The sequence below is a fragment of the Pseudoalteromonas sp. NZS100 genome (assembly GCF_015864815.1).
Lineage (GTDB): Bacteria > Pseudomonadota > Gammaproteobacteria > Enterobacterales > Alteromonadaceae > Pseudoalteromonas > Pseudoalteromonas distincta.
In genome coordinates this window covers 66,612-90,339 of the sequence record NZ_JADYWM010000020.1, presented here as the reverse complement: position 1 = coordinate 90,339, position 23,728 = coordinate 66,612, and the positions used below count along the sequence as shown (strand labels likewise).

Below are 23,728 nucleotides of genomic sequence, written 5' to 3'. Positions count from 1 at the left end.
TTTGTCGTTAAACAGGCCAAAGCTAACTTCCGCTTTCGTATCTTTGCAGTCTTAATCTCTATGTGTCTCAAGGTCGGCTTATGGCACTTATGCGACAGTCAGATTTGATTAAGCCCTAACAATCAAATCTGACGGATAAAGTTAATACTTATTCAGTTAAGTTAGTACAGTTAAGCTGTAGTAACTTCTGATTTAACTTCATTACATTATTGAATTTTTTATACTCAGGTGCAGGGTTTTGAGAGTAATTTAGGTCTTCCACCTTCTTTTTATAGTTAGTGTCTAAATCATAATCCTATTCAATTGCTCTAACTTAGCATGCGCTTCATCTGAAATATCAAAGAGCAATAATTCACTCAATCCTACAGGATTAATAGGCCGGTGGTTAAAATCACCATCTAGGGTTAGGTTATTTGCAACTTTAGCCAAAGGTGTTTTTGAATTATTTTTGAGGTTTGTTTCAGTCGTCTTTTCATTATTAATTAATCTATCTAAATTAATATCAAACAAATCACCTTCCTCTGCTAACACTTTAGGTGAGTTATCCAACGGTTCGAGCACAATACTTTTTTCATTCTCAATTTCAATATCAAAAATTTTAACTTTGCCTAATTCACCAGGAACATTCTCTGCAACACGTAATGCAAAATCAATTAAGTTAGGCTCAGCTGGCATAAACATAAATGCATCTTGGTTAACTGAATCAGTAATACGCAGAATGCGTCCTAATATTTGCCTAAAATAAAGCTCCGTACGGTAATTTGTTAAGTTACAGCATACTTGTAACCGAGGAATATTAGTGCCTTCACTTACCATTCCAACGCTAATCAGCCACTCATTATCGCTTTGCCTAAATCGCTTTATGATTTTGTCGGGCTCATTTTCGCTGCTAGTAACAATAATTGCGCTGCTGCTGAACTTGCTACGCATTATCGTATTAATTACATGAGCGTGTGAGATTGATGAAGCCACAATTAACCCTCCAGCTTTAGGGTTAATACTTCTAATCTCTTTTAGTTTAGCTGTAGCTCTAAGGAGCAAATTTTCAATAACTAGTTCGTTAGTAACAAGCTCAGAGTATGAAATAACTTTTGCCTTAAGCAATTCAAAGAAATTAGTAAAGGTCGTTGTTTCTTCGGAGTTTGTTAAAGTAATTTTATTATTATCTAACGCAATTATTTGCGGCACTCGGCATACTTTATCTGATATAGCTTCTTTTAACCCATACACATAATCACAGTTTATTTGGCCAGACTCATTACAGTAATTTGATAGAGCTATTGGCAAAGAGTCAGAACGCCAAGGCGTGCCAGTCAGCGAGAGTGTAAATGCAGCTTTTTCTTTAATTAAATTGAGGATAGGGCTCCCCCAAGAGTTTGCATCCTCAATTGAAGAACCCGCACAGTGGTGTATTTCATCAAATATTACAAAAACTCTATATTGTTCAAATAACTGCCAAACATTTGCATTTAATGTGCTTAGTGCTTGATATGTGTATGAATCACCTAGCGCACCTATAGAGCCATCAAATCGAGAATTAAATCGCAGAGATAACTCATCCGCAAAATCAGCAGAAACAACAGATGAAGGAGAAAAGCAGAGTATGATATCTACAAGCTTTTTATCATATAATTTTTTTGCTAATACCGAAGCCATTACTGTTTTTCCAGCCCCAGGTGTAGCTAACGTTAAAAAATGCTTAACAGTGTTGTTGTTGTTGTTGTTGTTGTACTTTGTTAGCGCTATTTTTATACATTTTTGTTGCCAATCACGTAACCGCATTAAGAGTGCCTTGTTCAGTTATATTTTCTAAAAGTATATTCAAAGCGGCAATTCGGCCTTTTAAATTTTGTTGTCGTTCTTGGGCAATTAAATATTGCCGTTTAAATAGCGTTTGATGTTGTGGATGTTTATCCCAAAGATTTATATAAGTTTCGAGAGTGCCTATACACTGCAATAATGCGTTATTGCATTCACTTAGCTCCTTTTGGCAATCAGCTTTAAAGTTACTCACATTTGGCATCGAGGATTGGGCTGGGATAATTTTACTTGGCTCAAAATAACGTGTTTTTGTGTATGTCGTTATCTTTCTGTTTAAAGATGTCGATGAATGTAACCAACCTTTACATACAAGCTTATTAAGCTGTGCGTAAATAAGCTTTCTAATTTTTACAGGGTCAAGTGTTTGGTCTTGATGCAGGGCAACATACGCAGTTCTAATTTCTACTACAGTAAAGCGATCAATATTACGCTTGCATATAATGGTTTTAATTAAGGGATCTAGCTTCATTGACAACTTAAACAAATTTAATTGATAGAAAGGTTTATTTATTGATATATATGTAAATAAGTTTCATTATATATCATGGGCTGGCAGGCTGCAATATGGGATTATTTACACTTTGCCTATGGATATTAGCAATGCAGCCCATACAAACGCTGATTGGTATGAATATAAAATTAGCGCGAACAAAATGCTCAATACCTCAAGCTCAGCTAGCTAATAAGCTCGGTATTGAGGCAAGCTACTTAAGCCGCATTGAAAAAGGCCGAGTTCCTGTTTCTTGTGAGCGAATTTATCAAATAATTAAAATACTAAACTGTGGACTAGAAGATATTTTCCCCGACCCATCAGAAGTAGGCATACAGTTAAGCAAAAATAAGTAATTGCAGCATTAATCAAAGCTTTTCATTTTATACGCTGTGAATACTTAATTTAAATATACAAAGAGATATAGTAACTATGAAATACAAACCAGAGGGGTGGGTAGTTTTAACATATCAATCAGTTGATGATGTGACATGGTATGCCATTTTTTGTTCTTGGAAGGGGAACGATATTTGGAGAGTAAGCTCTGGTTCTGAGGCTTTACCTGATTTATCACCATGCGGAAAATATTTGATTTGGCCTCAAAAATCAGGCTCAATCTATGAACTGCCAATTGATGGGGAAAATGGTTACACATTTTATACCGGCGCAGTTTTAGATGATTTATTAGCGAATGGATATAGTGATGGAACGAAGGTTAAACGTATCGCTTTGAATGGTATTTTAAATGCAGGCAAAGCCTGAGTTAGTACACAAGATCCTGTAATAGATTCATATTATCAACGTTAGCTTTTAGTGCATTCATTTATTAGCTTTTAGTGTATTCATTTATTAGCTTTTAGTGTATTCATTTATTAGCTTTTAGTGTATTCATTTATTAGCTTTTACCTGTGCTTACTTAAAGTTTTAAATATCTGACGTTATGCAAAGCTCATTATCTTCAAAAGTAAAACAAATAGACTAAAATCTGTATTGAACCCAACTCAAATAACTGACGCACTAAACAGAATACCTACTATTAAAAATAATTTTTTATACATAAACTTCAAGTAAATATATTAAGTCAAAACCTTTGTTCTTCACTTTGGGTATCACATTAGTGAGCGTGTGCTCATGGCACTGAGCTCAATTTCGGCAAAGAGCGAGAAACAGACGGTACTCAAGCTCGTTTTTGGACAAAAACGTTTTAGACGTCGGCTGTATTAAGTTAATTTCTATGGGCTAACGCCCATTTAAGGGGCTGATAATAGTTTCCTAAAATTGTGTAGCGCAGCGAAACCGAGCAAACTGTTAGCAGTCCCGCTTTAAATTCTTGTTAGGTGTTTTCTACACCTTTACGATATTTTTCACTATACCAGTCATGTACTTTAGGATGTTCAGAGACAATTCGGTTCAGCTTATTAAACTCACTGGCTCTAATTTTAATAAGAGATAATCTTTCGGAATCCCTCAAAGAACGTTCTCCGGAATCATGCTGCATTAGAACTTCTGTCATTCTCGATATTTGATTAAATAAATATCTATATTGTTGCACCACATTATCTTCTAACACCGAATACACCTAACAGCGTATTACCGAGAATTCCCGTTAACACTCAATGTGTCAATTTCCAGAATTATCAAAATACGATTTTTATTAATTTAATTATTAATAACTTACACATAGCCTAAAGGAATTACAATTGTTTAGACTCTCCTATAACCGTGAATTTACTTATTCGAGAACGGGTAAAATTACATTACGAGAATACGCATAAAAAATAGCTTTAAAATTAGCAGCTTAAATGTTTATGAAAATTTTAACGAGAAGCTAATTATATTACATAACGAGAATTGATTATTTATTCATTAACACGTTGAATGCCTGCTTCGCTCAAAGCTGCCATTAGAGGATTTACGTTAACTCATTTTGGGGCAGAAACGAGTTTGGACTTCCAGCTTTAACTAGACACTGGCTTATAATCTTAAAGTACAAAACGGAAATAAACTTCCGGCTATTAAGCTTATGTTGCTATGTTTAAGAAGCAAACTTCCGTTTCTAGAGTTTCAAAGGTAGTTATCGGAAACATACTTCTGTTTTTTATAGCGTTAACTTAGATAGCTATATGAGCAACTTTTCGTGGTCTTATTTGAGCGAAAACCAATCATTGAGATTGGCTGTATATAAGAGTTAATTAATTTCCAAACTGTGTCGTTCGTGCATATATTCAAGTAGACGGGGTACGCCCGTATATTGCACCATTTATCTCTACTCAAAAGTTTTAGAAAACATAGAGATAGTAATACTTCGGGTTATTTGCTAAAACTATTTAATGTAGAAGTGAGCGTGGCGTTGGCAGGAGTATATGTGATGAGCGAACTAATATTAAATTATCATTAGATTTGAAACCGAAGCTAGAATGAGCATGGATAATAAAGTACTCGAAAATAAGCAGTTCATATGGAAAATGCTAAAATCAGGTAAATGGACTAAAGAGCATCTTCTGTCGCTTAAATTTAAAGCTAATGACCAAAGTTGGAACGTAGCTTTAAAAGCAGCTCAAAAATGAAAGTATTGAGCCAGACGGAACTCGATATAACAACATGCAACATCGCTTTGAAAGCGTAAAATACTCAACAAAATGGCATTCTCGGGCTGGTAAATTTAGGCGAAAGTGATGAGGTTTTATTCTAACGCAAGCATCGGCTTGCAGGCTGGCTGCACTGCTTAATGTGTTTCCATCGTCCGCTTTAAATACTCAGGCGTACTTTGGCAAAGAGCGAGAAGCGGTCATTGGGATTGGCTAAATATAATTGTTTATTGAGCAGAATTTAGGTGTAATAGGTACATAGTTAACGCTGAGCAATACAGGGAAAGCTTAAACTATAATAGGTAAGCCGGTTTAGCTAGAACCTAAAAAGCAAATTCCCACAACATAAACACCACCAACGTTGACACATCGAGCTGGTAGGGCCTCAGCCAAACAAGCTCTTATGCAACACAAACAGCGTGTCGCATAAATACTAAAATGTTAGCTGTCTGAATTCACATTGGAGAAACAATTGAAAATATCAGAAATAAGCTCTCTGGATGATATTCAAGAGTACAAGAAGGCATCAAATCTTAGAGACGATATACAAAAACTTATCTTCCCGCTTAAAACTGAAGCGAGTAGTGATGAAGAACTACTAAGTATCGTTGAGTTTCTCAAAGTAAAGTGGTTAGGTTTTAAAGAGGGTCCATTTGTTTCAAGGCAAGCTGAATTTATTTATTATTTATCACAGCTAGAAGGAAAACAAAGAAATAGAGCTATCGGTATTACAGATGAGCATTACGAAGATACTACTATTGCCAGAAAGTGGTACAAGGAAGTTTCGCAACTAGTTCATCCTGACAAAGGTGGGGATGCAACGGCCTTCAATGTTTTGAGGAAACTATATGAGGTAATGGTTGATGTGAAGGAAGATGAAGATGAGTGATGAAAAAAATCTTCCAGTCGTACATTCTGCTAAAGATCTAACTATTATCTTTCCTGAACAAAATAAGCATATAAGTGATACAGAAGCGGAAAAGAACAGAAGCCTTATTACAGATAACGGTGCTTATACCAGTGATGGTAGAGCTTACATAGATAAAAATGCATTACCTCACTTATTGGCGACTGATAAAAAAGGTGCTAATCGTTTTTTCAACAATCTGGAAGATGATGATAAATTAGAATTAGGCAATCAAAATCTGGCTTCTATATCTTCTGTAAACAAAGAGTTATCTGAGCGGATTCAAGAGCCAAGAGATACCCTAAATAAGGAACGTCTTCGAGATTCGGAAGCTTGTATTAATGCCTTCCGAGATGCACCTGAACTAGAAAAATCTCGCGAAGTCGAAGAGTCAAAAAATAGAAAAGAGCAGTCTAATTTGAAAGCAAAAAAAATTAAGAGTGAAAACATAACTTCGTGTCAACTGACTGGAGATCAATTAGAACCTGATGCAGATGCACATCATATCGAACGGCAGGCCGATAACCCAAGAAGAGCAAGAGATTTGAGTAATATTGTTGTAGCAAATAAATCTCCTCATCGCGAAATTCACGCGGCGGGCGCAGAATCGTTAGAAGAGCTTTCCGCACTTTGTGCTGAGAAGGGTTGGAATGATCCAACAAAAGGCTAACAAGGCGCTCGATTATGATGGCAATGTCTACGTCCAACCATTAATTCTGTATTGATACATTAAGGTTTTTAAAGCCTTAATTTATCAATTTTTATCCATTCAACTATTTACCTAAATCTAGACCTACTTAAAATAAAGGTGAGACTTTAGTTAATAAATCTCAATTTAAGTGGCACAGGCTAGGTTGTCAACAAGCCCCTGATTTTATCAATCTGATGTCAATCTTCACGAAAAAATAAAGTGTCAAAGCAAATTCATACGTTTATCGGTTATGTTGTTAAAAATAAGGCATTAAATTGCTGTCAATTAATAATACAGTTTGACATTAACAAGAATTTTTGGCCAGACGACCCAGCCAACAGCGTTGCAACAAATAGAGTAAAGAGCAAAATGTAATTTGCCGTATTTTATAACTTTATTTACTTTAAATAGTGTGTTTTTATATTAAAAACAATAAGGAATGTTAAAAATGAAAATTATATTTGCTGCTTTACTTTTACTCTCATCGGGTGTCAGTGCTAACAATTACCAAGAAGAAGTTGATAAATTTTTTGAATTGTACTCTGATGAAAAAATAAGCGATGCTGTTGATTCCATTTACGCAAGTAATAAATATGTATCGTCGATACCTGACCAGGTAAAACAGATAAAAACACAGCTATCCTCACTTGATGATCTTGTTGGTGAAATTAATTTCATTAACAAGGTTTCTGATTATAAAGTTGGGGAGCTTTTTGTTCATGTAACCTACCTAGTAACCTACGATAGGCAGCCTATTCGTTTTGAATTTCAATTTTTTAAAGTGAAAGAAGGTTGGAGAATTTATTCAATGTCTTTTGATGACAATATCGATGAAGATATAAAAGAACTTGCAAGAAAAGCTGCGCTAAAAAATTAATGTATTAATAAATTTAGTCGTTTTAGTAAAAATACTTTTTTAGAAAGAATCGTTATGAAGTGCAAGCTAAGCTTTCTATTAATTATATTTCTTAGCCTCTTAGCCTCTTAGCCTTTTAGCCTTTTAGCCCGTGCCGATGAGCCGTTAGACCTAAGTTCTTTACATAGAATTATTACAACGCCATGACCGCAACACAAGCACCTAACGCAGGTGCTAAAGAGCTTGAGGCTTATCTTGTATTGTTAACCGATAATATTGGTAATCAGCATATTCCGTATCAACCGGATGACTCACGTACTCCTGATGGCAAAGAGCAGATACGCAAAGGTATGAGTTTTTACTTAGGTGCGCACACGTTGTTTGAAAGCACACTGCTTAATACATTTGTGTTTAATGATACAGGCTTTGCTATTCGTTATAAGAGTCATGCAAAGGGCATTCACCCGCAAAGTAAGCAGCCAATAGAATACACCTCCACACTGATGGAAGTGATTGAAATTGAAAACGGCAAAGTGGCGATGATCCGCAAGTAACACAAATAACAAATAAGGATATATATGAAACATTTACTTATCGCACTATCAATATTAATGCTTAGTGCATGCGCTAGTACAAAAAGTGATTTTAGATTTGATGGTTCTACACCTGAGTCAACTCAGGCGGGAGTTAATAAAGTTTTAAAGACATTAAAATCTCAAGATGTAATGCGCTTTATAGGCGCCTTAATTACAATTCAATTTTCTGATGTGCAAAGCGCAGAAGATGTTTTAGGCGACCCAACCATGATGAATGAAATGAATTATTTTATTATTGGTAAAAAAATTGATGGCTTAAATTATTATGAAGTACTGGAACTTGCGAGTACATCTTCATCGAAAGTGGAAGTTTCGGTAGCGAAATAGTTTCAGCTTTTTGTATTACATTAAATGTGTAATACCAATTCGCAATAATACTTAATCATTTTGCGAGGCTAAACGTGTCGCTACCTGCGTTAAAAAATTCTCATTTAGAACAACTAAATAGCTAATTTTTTGCCTAGCTATCAACACGTTTTTCCGCCCTCACAATAGACCACTTAATTAAGCGAATTGGTATAATTTTATGTCTATATTAAATATATTATTGAAAGTGCTAACGTTTTAACGCTATAAAACTTAATAGTAAGCTTTGTTTATACCTGCTCATGAATTTATACTACGCTTTAGTAAGAAGCTAATTATTATAATTTAGATGTAGAAGTCTAAAACATAAAATGTAAGCTACTTTGACTTAATTCTACACGATTAGATAGAGACTATGACATTAAGATTTTTTGTAATAATAGGTACTTTAATTTTAATGTGCTTTGTAACAAGTTTATTAGTTGGGTATCGCTATTTTTTTAGCCTGCCGACTATAAACACTAGTATTGAAGATTATCAAAATCGTGAATTACTGAGTCTTAAAATTGCGCTTGATAAAGAGTTTATATTTTTAGAAACACTCAATTATGACTACGCCGTATGGGATGATACCTATAATTATATGGCAGATTTTGACGCAGAATATGTAGATTCAAACTTTGTAGGGGATACCTTCTATTCTCTCAAAATTGATGGTGTGTTTATCTACGATGTAAACTTTAATATGGTGTACGGACAAGCGTATGATTATATGAAGCATACGGAGTTTGATGCGCCTGATTTAGATTTACAGGTTAATAAATTAAACCGCGCAATTATTCCTAATCCAAAAGCTGCTAATGACGACAATAGTTTAAGCCATTCTGGTTTTTTACAAACAGCGGGCGGCCCTGTTATGTTTGCATCGCATGTAATAAAGCGAACAGATAAAACAGGTGAGCCTGTTGGTACTATTGTTTTTATAAAAAAAGTAAGACCGTCGTTGATCAAATCCTTAGCGGAAATTGCACAAGTGGAGCTTAGCTATACACAAATAGCACACGGTAGTTCTTTAAACGATATTGCGACGCTTAAAGGGAGCCTCCAAGAAGAGGACATTGCCACTCAAAGGAAGAGGGTGATTCTAGATGTAAATGGTAAGCCATTGCTTGCTTTGAACATTAAGCACCATCACCAAACACTGCCAGTTTTATTTGATCATTATTTAAAGCTTATTTTGTTAATGTTTTTTGTAATGTCATTATTAGGTTTTTATATTGTAAATCGTTATTTTATTGAACCGCTTATTAGTGGTGCGTCCGCTATTAATTCAATGTTGGTTAAAAACGATTTACAGCCTTTGAGGTTCACTAATCAATTTTTAGAAATGCGCGTTTTAATTAGCGGTTTTAATGCGTTAATTAAACAAGTAAAAGAGCAAAATTCTAAGCTCGAAAAAATAAGTAAAATTGATGGGTTAACCCAAATTTACAACAGGCGTGCCTTTGATGAAATTATAGCGGCTCAGTGGGAGCAGGCTCAACAGCAACAAAATGCCTTTGGAGTAATATTACTTGATGTAGATCACTTTAAAAATTATAACGATTTTTATGGTCACCAAGGCGGAGACAACGCTTTACAGCTCCTAGCTGGTAAATTACAAAAAATGGCAAAGCAAAACACAGGAACAGTTGCGCGCTATGGCGGCGAAGAGTTCATATTATTCTTTAAAGAGCTTTCTTATGAAGAGTTTGTAAATATATCTCAGCAATTGCTTTTGGCGGTTCGGGAGTTAAATTTACCTCATGAAGCGTCGCCTGTACGTAAATATTTAACAATTAGTGCTGGGTGTGTATTTGCTACAAAAGAAACCTTAAGTGGTAATAATGTGTCTATTCAATCACTAATTAAAGAAGCCGACATAATGCTCTACGAAGCGAAAAACTCAGGTAGAGATAAAACATCAATCAAATCTATATAATTTAAGTCAATTATTAAAGATGCATCAGCTGTTTTTTATTATTAAACGCTCAAACCTCTTTCCCGCCATGGCTCTGTGCTAGGTCGTCAAGTTCGGCGCAAGTGTAATCAAAACCACTTTCGTCGTATTCGTATGTCACTTTTACACTATCGCCGCCATTAAAAAGTCGTGTTTTTACATCGTTAACCGGCCAGTCTTTGAGCTCGTGTAAAAATCGGTTAGCAACTTGTGATGATTCAAAACAATAGCGAATTTCTGTTTTCATAAATAATAAAGCTCTGGCTGTTTACCCCAGCTGCTAGCGCATTATTAATGGGGCGTTCATGATTCGGTTACAAAAAATAAAGAGTTAAATTGTAAATTTTGTGTTTCAATAAATGCATTAAACTCGGTACACACTAACGTACTTTAATTAACAAATGATGACGACTTTACATGCATTATAAATTTGCTCTTATCGCAAGCTCGGTTTTTATACTATGCGCTTGCGGTGGTTCAGGCTCCGATGATACGCCAACCGTTAACGGAAATAAAATCCCCATTTTGTCAGTCGCTGATATTCCTAGTGAATTAAGTAAAGGCCAAACAATTGAGCTAACAGCAATAGCCAGTGATAAAGACGGCACTATTACATCTGTTGTGTGGCAACAAACGCAAGGGCCTGAACTAATTAGTGGGCCTTTAGAGGCAACAACTACTTCAGTAACACTGCTAAATGCGCAAAGTTATAAGCCTGTTGATTATGCTTTTTCGGTAACAGCAACCGATAACGAAGGGGCAAGCAGTGTAAAAACGCTAAGCTTTACTGCACGTAATAATATGGATGACATTAGCGCCGCACGGTTACTACACCAAGCAACAATGGGACCTAAGCTTAGTGAAATACAAAACGCACAAGGTTTAAGCGAGCAGCAATGGCTTGATAAGCAAATAGCGCTACCTATTAATTATCACCGTGATTATTTAGTAAAGTTAAATGACGATGACGACTTTAAATACATAAGCCGCATAGACGCATGGTGGAAGGCAGTAATGCAAAGTGACGATCAACTTCGTCAACGTGTTGCATTTGCGTTAAGTGAAATATTGGTAGTTTCGGATGAAAACAGTGGCTTAAGAGGGCAACCTGAGGGCATGATCACTTATTACGATTTGCTACTAAAGCATGCCTTTGGTAGTTATCGTGACTTACTCGAAGATGTCACGCTTTCGCCTATTATGGGAACTTACTTAAGTCATTTGGGTAACGAAAAAGCGGACGATGCACTTAATATTCGCCCAGACGAAAATTACGCACGTGAAGTAATGCAGTTATTTACTATTGGCCTTGAAGAGCTAAACCTAGATGGCAGCGCTAAGCTTGATGCACAAGGTAATACTATTGCCACTTACGGACAGGTCGAAATAGAGGGCTTTGCACGCGTATTTACTGGTTGGACGTTTGCCGATAGTGAAACATTTAAGCGTAAAAGTCGTGACTATATTAAGCCAATGGAAGCATTTGACGAGTACCATTCGAGTAAACAAAAAACCTTACTAAATGGCGAGCTTATACCACAAGGTTATACAGCAGAAGAGTCAATGCAAATTGCGCTCGATAATTTATTTAATCATCAAAATGTTGCGCCATTTATTACTAAGCAACTTATTCAGCGATTAATCACGTCAAATCCAACCCCCCAATACGTTGAACGAGTAGCTAATGTGTTTATTGACAATGGCGCCGGTGTACGCGGCGATTTAGCGGCTGTAGTAAAGGCTATATATTTAGATGATGAAGCACGGCATTTTGGCTCAGTGCTTAACTATCAAGGTAAAATTAAAGAGCCTATTTTAAAAACCGTACAGTTTTGGCGAAATCTCGATGCTAAATCTTTGGCTGGTTACTATAAAACATGGAATTTAATAAATAGCTACGGGCAAGGACCCATGCAGTCGGCTTCGGTATTTAACTTTTTTAGGCCTGATTATCAAACCGCAGCTTTGCGAAATGAAGGTATTGTTGCGCCAGAGTTACAAATAGCAAACGATGCGACACTGATTGGCACCATGAACGCGCTTTACGCAAGTTTAGTGTGGAGTACCGCTGAAGCACACAGTGATTTAAATTCAAATGGTATTTATGTTTATATTCAAGACGACATGAATGTTTTAGAGAAAAACGGTGTTAGCGCGCTATTAACTCAGTACAACACGCTATATTTTGCAGGCGCAATGAGCAGTGACACACGCCAAGCATTACTTGATTTAGATGCCTACTTTAATGAAGAGCAATACCGTGAACGGGTTTCGTATTTATTATATATGATTGCTATTTCCCCTGAATTTAACGTGCAGTATTAGGAGCGCATAATGAGCATTAATAGAAGAGAGTTTCTGTCGTTATGTGTGAAAGGCAGCGTATCGGCTGCCGCGTTAACGAGCCTGCAATTACAAGCATTAACTGGAGCGACTAATGCCGTTGAGCTAGGTGATTACAAAGCATTAGTGTGTGTGTATTTATACGGGGGGAATGATTCGTTAAATATGCTCGTTCCGCTTGAAGGCGAGCAACGGAGTTTGTACGAGCAAAGCAGGCAAAACCTAGCGGTAGAGAGCCCACTTGAGCTAAGCATTAAAAGCCAGTTTGCCGGTGGAGTCGGTATTCATCCTTCACTTGAACCGATACAAAATGTGTTTGAATCTCAAAATTTAGCATTTATAGGCGGGGTAGGTACTTTACTCGCTCCCACAACATTGAATGACTATAAAAATAAAACAATAGGTTTGCCTAAGCATTTGTTTTCGCATAACGATCAGCAAGCTGCGTGGATGTATGGTCGAGAAAAACAATCACTTAATAGCGGGTGGGGCGCACGACTTTTAGAGCGTTTAGAGTTACAAGATGAGTTTGCAGCTAATGTATCACTCGACGGTACTAATTTATGGCAAACGGGAAGTGCTAGCAATGCATTTGCGCTTAACAAAAGCGGCATTAGTAGTATTAACGCGTTTGGAGGGTATCAACCTCGTAGCGAGCACGTAACCGCTATTATGAACCGCTTACTAGGCAATACGAGCCATCCGTTAAGTGCAGCTTATGCCAATGGCTTAACAAGTGCGATAAACAACACTCAAGCAATGAACAGCGCGTTAGAAAGCGCGCCTGCACTTATTACCCCATTTAGCGATAATAGCCTTAGTGAGCAATTTGCCGCAGTCGCTAAAACAATTAGCGTACAGGCAAAATTGAGTACTCAGCGCCAAGTGTTTTTTGTTTCTATGGGGGGGTATGATACCCACGACAACCAATTAACAACGCACCCTGCTTTATTAAATACGTTAGCTCAAAGCTTAAGTGAATTTGATAGTGCAATGAAAGAGCTTGATATGGCTGATAAAGTGACTACGTTTACTATGTCTGATTTTGGTCGCACGTTGACCTCAAATGGCGATGGCACTGATCATGGTTGGTCAGGGAACCAAATAGTAATGGGCGGCGCAGTAAAAGGCGGCAATATATATGGCGAGCTATTAACTCAACATTTGGATGGCCCACAAGATACCGGTGGCGGGCGTTTAATTCCAAGTGTTGCTAATGAGCAGTACTTTGCCACACTGGCTCAGTGGTTTGGTGTGCCAAGCTCTGAGCTTGTTGATATTTTTCCAAACTTGAGTAACTTTGATCACACAACATTGGACTTTTTTGTGTAATTAGTCGCTAATAGTAATCTAAAAGCACTTGTTAGTAGTATAAGCTACTGTTTAATAGTGCTTAATTGTTTTAATAATAAAAATCACACAATATAGGAATCATAAAATGAAAGTTTTAGTGAGCTTAGTTAGTCTAATCGCCTTTTTACTCGTCATACTGCCAGGGCCTTTGTATAAATTTGGTATTGTAGAGCTAGGAACTGCGTTTGCTGGTTTTAAATTTGGTGTTTACGCTGGTGGCGCTGCATTGGTGCTACTTATAGTACAAGCGTTATTTATGCGTAAAACGTTAACGCTAAGCAGTGGTGTTATTGCGCTTGTGTTTTCGGTTGTGGCTATTGCTATGCCACTTAATATGATGAACAAAGCTAAAAGCGTACCGGCAATTCATGATATTTCAACAGATTTAGTTAACCCACCAAAATTTGTAGCAATTGCGCCACTACGTGCTGAAGCACCAAATCCAGTAGAGTACGCGGGTGAAGAAACGGCAGTACAGCAACGCAAAGCATACCCTGAACTGGCAACGTTAAGCTTTGCACAATCTAAAGCCGATTTGATGGCAGCAAGCGAACAAGCAGTTAAAAATCTTGGTTTTGCAGTAGTAAGTGCAAACACGGCTACAGGTATTGTAGAAGCTACTGATACAACAACATGGTTTGGTTTTAAAGACGATGTGGTAATTCGTATTAAAGATGAAGGCAGCCAACGTTTTGTTGATATTCGTAGTAAGTCGCGAGTAGGGCGTAGTGATTTAGGAAAAAATGCAGAGCGCATTCATTCAATTATTAATGAACTAAACAGCTTACTTGCAAAATAATTAAATTTAGCGCCCTAGTACTAATGATTGAGCCCAAACACTGTTTGGGCTTTTTTTTGTGCCTATTTTATATTGTCAGGTTCTATTCACGGGCTATGGACTATGCTGTTGATGATTTAAATTTTTAACCACTATGGAGTTATTATGAAAACAGTAGGATATGCAGCAAAAAGCCAAGGTTCTGAATTGACAGAATTTTCTTTTGAGCGCCGCGATTTACGAAATAACGATGTAGAAATTGAAATTTTATACTGTGGTGTGTGCCATTCAGATTTACACGCCGTACGAAATGATTGGGGTGGCAGTGACTACCCGCTAGTACCAGGGCACGAAATTGTTGGTAAAGTTATGTCGGTAGGTAGCGACGTTAAAAAATATAAGCAAGGCGACACAGTTGCTGTGGGTTGTATGGTTGATTCGTGCCAAAGTTGCGATCAATGTGATAACGACGAAGAGCAATTTTGCCGCGAAGGCATGGTTGGTACTTACGCAGGCAAAGACCGCGTTAGTGGTGAAATGACCCAAGGTGGGTATTCTAAACATGTTGTTGTACGCGAAGAGTTTGTACTTTCTGTACCAGAAAATTTAGACCTTTCTCGCGTTGCACCGCTACTTTGTGCAGGTATTACTACGTATTCGCCACTTCATAAGTGGGGCGTAAAAAAAGGTAGCCGTGTTGGTGTTGTTGGTCTAGGCGGGCTTGGTCACATGGCCGTTAAAAATGCAGTTGCAATGGGCGCAAGCGTTACGGTAATTGGTCGTAGTGAGTCTAAAAAAGATGATGCGGTTAAATTGGGTGCTCAGCACTATTTAGTGTCATCTAATGATGACGAAATGAAAGACTCGCAATCTGCCTTTGACGTCATTATAGATACGGTACCTGTAAAACATGATTTATCTATTTACACACCGCTACTTGATGTAGATGGTACATTAGTTATTGTTGGCCAAGTTGGCCCTGTAGATGAGCTAAGCACGGTGCCACTGTTAATGGGTCGCCGTCGTATTGCAGGCTCACTTATTGGTGGCATTGCACAGACGCAACAAATGCTCGACTTTTGTGGTGAAAATAACGTGCTACCTGAGTGCGAAATGATCAACATTGACGAAATTAACACGGCATACGAGCGTATGGAAAAATCTGACGTACGATACCGTTTTGTTATTGATATGGCATCGTTAAACGCTTAATTTCACCTAAAAAGAGCCGCTAATTAGCGGCTCTTTTTGTATTTTAAATTAACTCGAACTCAAGTTAATTAGCTGCTTGCGCTGTTGGTTGCTGTTTGTTTAGTTGTAAATAACTTAATAGCCACATACCCAAACCACCTAAAAACAATGCAGCTGCTACGTAACCTGTTTGATTAGGTGCAGCACCTTGCGCTATTGCAATTCCGCCAACCCAAGGACCTATAGCATTGGCAGTATTAAATGCGCACTGTACTAAGGCACCAATCATCGCGTGACCTTCGGGTGCGACGTCCATTAAAAGCGTTTGAATCAGCGTAGCCAAGCCCACACTGCAACCAATAAAGAAGATCACCGCGTAAAGAGCCCAAATATTATGGCTTGCAGTTACATATGCAAAGGCAAATACAATAGTACATACAAGCGCAAGGCCAGTCGTTTTAATTGCTGATTTATCGGCAGCTTTACCCAGTACATAGTTACCGAGTGTACAACCGATACCAAACATTACCATTGCGATAGAAATAGTATACGGGGCTGTTTTTGTTACCACTAATATGGTGTCGGCAATGTAAGTATAAATACAAAACACTCCGCCAAAGCCAATAATTACAATACCCAAAATGGACCAAACCAGTTTATTTTTAAGTACGCCAAACTCGTTTAGTAAGTTAGAAGGCTTAGCGTTATCTATATTAGGCACTACTTTATAAACAAAAACAAAAGCAATAAAGGCCAGTACTGCAGCGCCAGCTAAACAATAACGCCAACTTAAATTTTGACCTACAAGTGTAACTATAGGCACGCCAACAATAGTAGCCACAGTTAAACCCATAAACACCTTAGACATAAAGCTAGCACGCTTACCTTTTGGGGCAATATCTGATGCTAATAAAATAGCAGCACCAAAATATGCACCATGAGGTAAGCCACTTAAAAATCTAAATATTACAAGCTGCTCAAGCGATGTTGCCATCGCGCTTAACCCGTTTGAGATAAACATTAAGCTTATAAAAATGAGCAATGCTTTGCGCTTTCTCATATTAGCAGTAGTGAGCATTAAAATAGGGGCGCCAACTACAACACCAATGGCGTAAGCACTAATTGCGTAACCACTTTGTGAGGGCGTTGAGCCAAATGTTTCGCTAATAAGTGGCAGCATAGGCATCATCGAAAACTCAGATAACCCTAAAATAAATGTGCCAAGTGCTAATACGAGTAAAATAGCGGTTCTGTTAAGTTGACTAGATGCCGACGTTACATCTGATGTCATAGATGATCCCTTAAGATTTTATTTTAAAAGTGAAACAGCACAATAAATTCTGAATAGAAAATATTATATGTATGCTTAAATTTTGGTGTGAGAGGGTAGTCTGTGAGAGTGCTATTTTAAGTTAAAAAAAGTACAGAGTCATGCATAAATTATTGCTTTTTGTTAGGTTTTTAAAATGTTAATTAGAAGAAAACACCACCTAATATTTATAAAATAAAAAAACTATTTATAAAGCATATATGTATAAGATATTAAATATTAGCCGAAAGGTTATTTAAAGCTTATATTTACAGTATAGTTACATATTTGTTTAACGTTATTCTGCTAATGTTTTTACTAATTTACTCCTTAAGGTTTTTATATGTTTGGTATTTCTAAAAGAAACGCAAAAATTGAAGAAATGGAGCTTCAATTAATTCAAAAACAGTCTATCTTGTCGGCAATTAACAAGCATGTGGCTTATATAGAGTTTACACCGGAAGGAATAATATTAGACGCAAATCAGTTGTTTCTGGCTACTGTTGGTTACAACAAAGAGCAAATAATTGGCAAGCACCATCGCATGTTTTGTGAACCTGAATATGCAAAGTCAGACGAATATAGCCAATTTTGGCAAGCATTAAAAACCGGAGATTCTAAATCAGGATCGTTTTTAAGATACAAAGCTAATGGCGATAAGCTTTGGCTTGAGGCAACTTATTTTCCTGTAGAAGAGCGCGGCGTAGTAACTAAAGTTATTAAAATAGCCTCTGATATTACGACCAGTTATATACAAAGAAAAGCGCAAGAAGCTATTGCAAACGCACTCGATAAAGCATTAGCTGCAATAGAGTTTACCCCACAAGGTAATATTTTAAGCGCAAATCAAAACTTTTTAGCAACAGTAGGCTACAGCTTAAAAGATATTGTAGGTAAACATCATAAAATGTTTTGTACTGAAGTGTTTTATGAGAAAAACCCACACTTTTGGAATGAATTAGCGCAGGGGCAGTTTAAGTCAGGAAAATTTAAACGTATTGCCGCCGACGGTTCAGAAATTTGGCTAGAAGCTACTTATAACCCAATATTAGATAGCAAAGGTAATGTAATTAAAATAATTAAGTTTGCATCAAATATTACTGATCGTATACACAATAATAATGCAGTGACTGAAGCCGCTGCAATCGCGTATGAATCGGCGGTAGCTACAGCGCAAACCGCTAAAAAAGGTTCTGAAATATTACAAAGCTCTGTTGCAAACTCAGATGCCATTGTAAGCCAAGTTCTTAAGTCAGTTGATTTAATTAAAAATCTTAATGAACAATCAGCTGTAATAGGCTCCATTGTTTCTACAATCAGCAGCATTGCTGATCAAACTAATTTACTTGCACTCAATGCTGCTATTGAAGCTGCACGTGCTGGTGAATACGGTCGAGGTTTTGCTGTAGTAGCTGACGAAGTAAGGCAACTTGCAGCCAGTACGAGTAGTTCAACTAATGAAATAGCGACCGTTGTTAAAAATAACCAAGAGCTCACTAATGATATATCAAGGCAAATTACGTCGGTTTCAGACTCTTCAGAGCAAGGCCGAGAGCTTATTGCGAATGTATCTGAGGTTATTAAAGAGATTGAGCGAGGGGCTGATATTGTTTCTCAAACAGTCGCTGAGTTAAATGTATAGAACTTATCTTATTTATACCAATCTACAGTAATACTTAATGAACTTGGGAGACTAAACCTGACTTTGTTAAAAAATTCTGACATGTGTTTGCAAGAGTAATTACCTAGAGCAACTAAAGAAGGAGGTTTTTTATTACATCATTGACCCAATTTATTATCTCAAAATTGACCTTTTAATTAAATGAATTGGTACCAACAAAATAGTTGGTACCAATTTATTTTACTTATTTAAATTCTCTTCAAAAAAAACAGCCATTTTTGTATAAAACTCGGTGCGATTTTTTGGCTTATGATAGCCGTGCCCTTCATCTCTAACCATTGACTCGTAAGGGTAACTTATTCTATCTAGTTCATTAGTTAAAGCTTCATATTGCTCCATCGGGACCCTCACATCATCTTTACCATGAGCAATAAACAGCTTTGCTTTTATTTTATCAACGTTGAAAGATGGTGAGCGATTTTGCATATCTTCTAAATCGGTGCCATGCACCATATCTAAATATTTTCTGCCAGATTCTCTAGTCGGAATATCGCCACTTTTCTTCATCTCCGGTATTGAATAAACACCTACGTAGCCAATTGCACATTTATAAAGATCTGGCTCTCGGACAACGCCCATTAATGCGGCATAACCACCATAACTTCCACCATATATACAGATTCTGTTTTTGTCTGTTATTCCTTGGTTTATTGCCCAGTAAGTAGCGTCTGTGACATCATCTTGCATTTCACGCCCCCACTTTTTATAACCACTTTTTTCAAATTCATTTCCATAACCACCAGAGCCTCTGAAATTTATTTGAATAACGGCATAACCTAATGACGCGATGTATTGCACCTCTTTATTGTATCCCCAAAAGTCTCTTGGGCCATGAGGGCCGCCATGAGCCACTACGATAGTAGGTAGGTTTTTATCTGCAAGCCCTTTTGGTATTGTTAAATACCCACTTAAATCTACGCCATCACGAGCTTTAATTTTAAATGGTTCCATTGTTGATAAACTTTTTTTATCGATTTCAGGTGAGCTTGAAGCAATAAATGATGCTTGTTTTTTTTCAATATCATATAAATAAAATGTAGTTGGAGTAGTATCTGCTTCTACTTTAAAAACAGCTAAGTTTTTACTTTTAGAGTGGCTTGTGAATTCTAATCTATAGTTTTTAAAAGTGTCGCTTAAGCTTTTATAAATAGCGTTTTCATCGTTTGAATCAAAGTACTTATATTGAGGGTAATCAGGGTCAAAAGTTACCCCAATTACATTACCTTGAGGCCCAAAAATTGCGTCTGTAATATTTACGCTATCGTTTGCGGCGAGAAGGCTAAGTTCTTCATTGACTAAATCAAGAGCATAAATTGCAATTGTTTTTCTTCCTGAATCATTGAGTATAAAAGCTTTATTACCTTTTAAGTTCATTCCTAGAAAATTCAGTCGATCGCCTTTATTGTAATTTAATTTCTTAAGATCTAAAGACTGCCACTCGCTTTTAACTGTCTTTCTAAAATAAGCTTTAAGGTCACCTTTACCTAGCTCTTGTTCTTTATCTTCTTTGTAGCTGAATGCTATTCGTGGATTACCACTAATATCTGTAGTTATACCAAAAACATCTTCTTTTGGCTGACCTGCTACATAGTCCATTTTCCCGTTATAAATATTAAGTTTATGAACTTTTACTGCAAAATCGTCATTATAGTGGCCTTTAGTGACTAGAATGTTTTCTTTATCGTTTGGTAATATACTGATTATATTAATAAAAGAAGTGTTTGAAAATAAAATTTCTCTGCGGTTAGAACCATCAAAATTAGCTGCAACGTAATAAGGACGACTTCCTTTTGTATCTAAGTAGCCTACAGTTTTGGCGACTGACATCATAAATCTTTCGTCGTTAAGCCAAGTAACCGTTTGTATTTTTTGATATTCTCCGAAAGAAAATGCGGCAGTCGTTTTACCTGTATCTTTTTCTAGAATAACTAGCTTTACTTCAGTGTCTTCATTATAAGTTATAGAATAAAATTGACCGCCAGGAGATATTTTCACTTCAACATAACCACTTACATCAAAAAAATCTTCTAATGTATTTTTACTATGTAAATTAAAGCTTAATATCATTAAGCACAAAGCTATAAAACTTCTTGTTAACATTTCACTTCCTTTTTTACAGTGTTCTTGTGTTTTTAGTAACCTTTATTTAACAACTCTATTTTATTGTGTTTTTCCTCTTTTTTCCTCTTTTTTGTGAATTTAATTGTAATGCTTTGTAAATAAAATACTTTTAGCTATTGTAAAGTGAGCTGTATTTCTGGGAGTTAATTAAAAATATAACTAAAAGTAATGGGCCTTATGTTCTGCCATTAGTCAAAAATTAATAAAATAGTTAAAATTTTCACTCCAATTTTTTAATTAAACCTAGGTCGATTCGTTTAATAAAAGCACTTAAGATCATGCTAATTTGATAAAGTGCGACAATATGTCGCGCTTTTGCTTTTGCAACTCACACTATAATTACGCCAATTATTACAGTGGCATAAATTAACAATGGTTTATAAAAGCAAAACTCAAAAAACATATTTACTAACGCCTGTCGCACTTTTTATTAGCGGTGTGCTATCTCCTTTTGCATTTGCCGACGATACGTCTTTAGAAGTGATTGAAGTACACGGACATGCTCAAAATAAGCATTTAGCACTTGGTTCGTCAGAATCGTTATTAAGTGATTTAGGTGTCGATTTTTCAGCAGCGGGCGGCGTATCTAACCTACCTATTTTAAATGGTTTAATGGGCGACAGAGTTAAGGTGTTAGTTGATGGTGCAGATGTAACCGCTGCATGCGCTAATCATATGAACCCGCCACTTTCGTATATATCGGCTAATCAAATTACGTCTTACAATGTGGTTGCAGGCGTGTCGCCAGTAAGCGCAGGCGGCGATAATATTGCCGGTGTAATAAGCGTTAATTCTATTTCACCACAGTATAGCGATAGCAATGAATTAGGTTGGCACTCAGGTTATGTGTCAGCAAAGTACAGTAGCGTTGATAACGGACGTAAACTTGGCGTTGGTGCACGTTTAGCAAGTGACACGTTTAGCCTTAATTATCAGGGTTCGTTTAGTGACGCAGATAGTTATGAAGACGGTAACGGCGATGTAGTATTAGATACATTGTATCGAGCACAAAATCATAGTTTAACCGCAGCTATGCGCGATGATAAACAGCAATTAGTTATAAAGCTAACGCATCAAAGAATCCCGTATCAGGGATTTGCAAATCAGTATATGGATATGACCGATAACACCAGTTACGGTGCAATAGCTCAATACAAGCGTTCCTTTGAAAACAGCGAACTTGAAGGGCAAGTTAACTGGCATAGTGTAAAGCACGAAATGGGTTTTTTCAGTGAAGAAAAAACAGGCATGATGCGAATGAAAACCGATGCACAAGATATAAGTACGCAGCTTAAATGGCGTATCGCGCTTGATAAAAACAGCAGCATTTTAATCGGTCAAGAATATTACAATTACAGCATTGATGATTGGTGGCCAGGTATTGAAGGCTCAACCATGATGGGACCAGACGATTACGTAAATATAAATAACGGTAAACGAGAACGAATAGCTGCATTTGCAGAATTTGAGAGCCAAGTAAATACAAAGTTATGGTTAAACGCAGGCGTACGCATTGAAAGTATTAATACCCACGTTGGAGAGGTTCAATCTTACAACGATGGTATGAGCATGACGGATATGGACGATATGAGCGACATGAGTAGTATGGAAAGTATGACCATGAGCGATACGGATACGTCTACAGATAATACCATTGCTGCTGAGAATTTTAATGCTGGCGACAGAAATAAAACCGACACTATAGTTGACGCTAACTTATTAATTAACTACCAAATAACAAATTATGATGAGCTGCAATTTGGTCTTGCCCGTAAAAACCGAGCGCCTAATTTATACGAGCGATACAGTTGGGGTGTAAGCACCATGGCAACCACCATGATTGGTTGGTATGGCGATGGTAATGGCTATATTGGTAACCCTGATTTAGACGTTGAAACAGCGCATACAATAAGTGCTACTTATATTAAATCGGCTAAAGATGAGCGTTGGCGATTAAGCACCAATGTTTGGTATACAGATGTGAGTGACTATATTGATGCTGATATTGTAAGAAGCTTCAATAGTTATGACTTGGACAATACAACGCGTAACATTTTTCAGTTTACTAATGTAGATGCTATTTTGTATGGTGCAAAAATAGATTTAACAGCCAACATTTATGAATCTAAGCAATTAGGTAACTGGCAGTTACACGCTAACGTTACTAATACGAGAGGCAAGCGCGACGATACTAACCAGCCGCTTTATCAAATTAAACCACTGCAAACCCAGCTAGGTATTAGCCAGCAAATAGGTCGATTTGAAAACGCGTTATCTTGGCAGTGGGTAGATACTAAAAGCCGTGTAGATAATAATCGTTTTGAAAACCAAACAGACAGCTACAGCCTGGTTAATTTAAGCTCTAAAGCCACATGGGATTCATTAACGCTAAGCGCAGAAGTGAGTAACGTGTTTGATGAGTACTACCAACTCCCGCTAGGGGGTGTAAGTATTGCGGCACTTAAACAAGATAGCAGCAACGGGTTTGAACAACTTGCAGGGCAGGGGCGTTCATTTAATGTAAGCGTTAGTTACGCGTTCTAATTAACCTCATATTCAAATTTAAAATAAAGCAAAAGCCATAACCACGTTATGGCTTTTTTTGCGCTTTAATAATTAAGCCGTAAACTTATTTTTATGAAATGTTTGTACGCAAAAAGCGTTCTATTAAGCACGCTTGTATTAATTTTACAGCGTT

General features: G+C 36.9%; 20 protein-coding genes and 1 pseudogene. 15 read left to right on the top strand and 6 right to left on the bottom strand.

The features are described 5' to 3' along the window. Positions 1-282: 282 nt before the first annotated feature. Both I6E69_RS17320 and I6E69_RS17315 read right to left on the bottom strand, forming a co-directional pair. On the bottom strand, positions 283-1,782 hold the full coding sequence (locus tag I6E69_RS17320; RefSeq protein ID WP_197121748.1) for a DEAD/DEAH box helicase: 1,500 nt from the start codon (positions 1,780-1,782) through the stop codon (positions 283-285). Continuing rightward, positions 1,769-2,290, bottom strand: a complete 522-nt coding sequence (locus tag I6E69_RS17315) for a hypothetical protein (RefSeq protein WP_197121747.1) — start codon at positions 2,288-2,290, stop codon at positions 1,769-1,771. The genes I6E69_RS17320 and I6E69_RS17315 overlap by 14 nt, the downstream gene beginning before the upstream one ends. 95 nt (positions 2,291-2,385) lie before the next feature. Between I6E69_RS17315 and I6E69_RS17310 the strand changes: the two genes are divergently transcribed. Both I6E69_RS17310 and I6E69_RS17305 read left to right on the top strand, forming a co-directional pair. Continuing rightward, the gene (locus I6E69_RS17310) at positions 2,386-2,667 is read left to right on the top strand and encodes a helix-turn-helix domain-containing protein (protein ID WP_231619810.1); all 282 of its coding nucleotides are present in this window, start codon (positions 2,386-2,388) and stop codon (positions 2,665-2,667) included. A gap of 76 nt (positions 2,668-2,743) precedes the next feature. Next, entirely contained in the window at positions 2,744-3,073 is a 330-nt protein-coding gene (locus I6E69_RS17305) for a hypothetical protein (RefSeq protein ID WP_197121746.1), read from the top strand. Between the two features lie 571 nt (positions 3,074-3,644). Here I6E69_RS17305 and I6E69_RS17300 read toward each other — a convergent pair. Continuing rightward, positions 3,645-3,881, bottom strand: coding sequence for a hypothetical protein (locus tag I6E69_RS17300; protein WP_197121745.1), 237 nt, complete (start codon positions 3,879-3,881; stop codon positions 3,645-3,647). 853 nt (positions 3,882-4,734) lie between these two features. Here I6E69_RS17300 and I6E69_RS17295 point away from each other — a divergent pair. The 7 genes and pseudogenes from I6E69_RS17295 (at position 4,735) to I6E69_RS17265 (ending at position 10,236) form a co-directional block, all read left to right on the top strand. Beyond that, positions 4,735-4,878, top strand: coding sequence for a hypothetical protein (locus I6E69_RS17295; RefSeq protein ID WP_197121744.1), 144 nt, complete (start codon positions 4,735-4,737; stop codon positions 4,876-4,878). Between the two features lie 493 nt (positions 4,879-5,371). Further along, positions 5,372-5,788 (top strand): hypothetical protein, encoded by a 417-nt coding sequence (locus I6E69_RS17290; protein ID WP_197121743.1) that lies wholly within the window; start codon positions 5,372-5,374, stop codon positions 5,786-5,788. Next, positions 5,781-6,476: a hypothetical protein gene (locus I6E69_RS17285; RefSeq protein WP_197121742.1), complete on the top strand. Its 696-nt coding sequence runs from the start codon at positions 5,781-5,783 to the stop codon at positions 6,474-6,476. Before I6E69_RS17290 ends, I6E69_RS17285 begins: the two co-directional genes overlap by 8 nt. 469 nt (positions 6,477-6,945) lie before the next feature. Further along, complete coding sequence (locus I6E69_RS17280) at positions 6,946-7,374, top strand: hypothetical protein (RefSeq protein ID WP_024593532.1); 429 nt, start codon at positions 6,946-6,948, stop codon at positions 7,372-7,374. A 54-nt stretch (positions 7,375-7,428) separates the two neighbouring features. After that, positions 7,429-7,907, top strand: a pseudogene (locus I6E69_RS17275) (nuclear transport factor 2 family protein). Between the two features lie 24 nt (positions 7,908-7,931). Next, a complete protein-coding gene (locus tag I6E69_RS17270; protein ID WP_138489497.1) occupies positions 7,932-8,276 on the top strand; it encodes a hypothetical protein in 345 nt (114 codons plus the stop codon). 394 nt (positions 8,277-8,670) lie between these two features. Beyond that, on the top strand, positions 8,671-10,236 hold the full coding sequence (locus I6E69_RS17265) for a diguanylate cyclase (protein ID WP_231619809.1): 1,566 nt from the start codon (positions 8,671-8,673) through the stop codon (positions 10,234-10,236). 49 nt (positions 10,237-10,285) lie between these two features. Here the strand turns inward: I6E69_RS17265 and I6E69_RS17260 are convergent, their stop codons facing one another. Then, entirely contained in the window at positions 10,286-10,501 is a 216-nt protein-coding gene (locus tag I6E69_RS17260; RefSeq protein ID WP_002958138.1) for a hypothetical protein, read from the bottom strand. A 170-nt stretch (positions 10,502-10,671) separates the two neighbouring features. Here I6E69_RS17260 and I6E69_RS17255 point away from each other — a divergent pair, with 170 nt between their 5' ends. The 4 genes from I6E69_RS17255 to I6E69_RS17240 all read left to right on the top strand — a co-directional run bounded on the left by I6E69_RS17255 (position 10,672) and on the right by I6E69_RS17240 (position 15,940). Beyond that, complete coding sequence (locus I6E69_RS17255; RefSeq protein WP_197121741.1) at positions 10,672-12,579, top strand: DUF1800 family protein; 1,908 nt, start codon at positions 10,672-10,674, stop codon at positions 12,577-12,579. 9 nt (positions 12,580-12,588) lie between these two features. Next, positions 12,589-13,929 carry a DUF1501 domain-containing protein gene (locus I6E69_RS17250; RefSeq protein WP_197121740.1) on the top strand — a complete coding sequence of 447 codons (1,341 nt, stop codon included), beginning with the start codon at positions 12,589-12,591 and terminating at the stop codon, positions 13,927-13,929. Positions 13,930-14,035: 106 nt separating this feature from the next. Beyond that, positions 14,036-14,749, top strand: a complete 714-nt coding sequence (locus tag I6E69_RS17245; RefSeq protein WP_024596009.1) for a DUF1499 domain-containing protein — start codon at positions 14,036-14,038, stop codon at positions 14,747-14,749. A gap of 144 nt (positions 14,750-14,893) precedes the next feature. After that, positions 14,894-15,940, top strand: coding sequence for an NAD(P)-dependent alcohol dehydrogenase (locus I6E69_RS17240; protein WP_002958143.1), 1,047 nt, complete (start codon positions 14,894-14,896; stop codon positions 15,938-15,940). Between the two features lie 64 nt (positions 15,941-16,004). Here I6E69_RS17240 and I6E69_RS17235 read toward each other — a convergent pair whose 3' ends face one another. Beyond that, positions 16,005-17,210, bottom strand: a complete 1,206-nt coding sequence (locus I6E69_RS17235; RefSeq protein ID WP_039487205.1) for an MFS transporter — start codon at positions 17,208-17,210, stop codon at positions 16,005-16,007. 361 nt (positions 17,211-17,571) lie between these two features. Here I6E69_RS17235 and I6E69_RS17230 point away from each other — a divergent pair, with 361 nt between their 5' ends. Beyond that, positions 17,572-18,870, top strand: a complete 1,299-nt coding sequence (locus I6E69_RS17230) for a PAS domain-containing methyl-accepting chemotaxis protein (protein WP_197121739.1) — start codon at positions 17,572-17,574, stop codon at positions 18,868-18,870. Positions 18,871-19,089: 219 nt separating this feature from the next. Here the strand turns inward: I6E69_RS17230 and I6E69_RS17225 are convergent, their stop codons facing one another. Next, positions 19,090-21,009, bottom strand: a complete 1,920-nt coding sequence (locus I6E69_RS17225) for a S9 family peptidase (RefSeq protein ID WP_197121738.1) — start codon at positions 21,007-21,009, stop codon at positions 19,090-19,092. A 393-nt stretch (positions 21,010-21,402) separates the two neighbouring features. Here I6E69_RS17225 and I6E69_RS17220 point away from each other — a divergent pair, with 393 nt between their 5' ends. After that, complete coding sequence (locus I6E69_RS17220; RefSeq protein WP_197121737.1) at positions 21,403-23,574, top strand: TonB-dependent receptor; 2,172 nt, start codon at positions 21,403-21,405, stop codon at positions 23,572-23,574. Positions 23,575-23,728 lie beyond the last annotated feature (154 nt).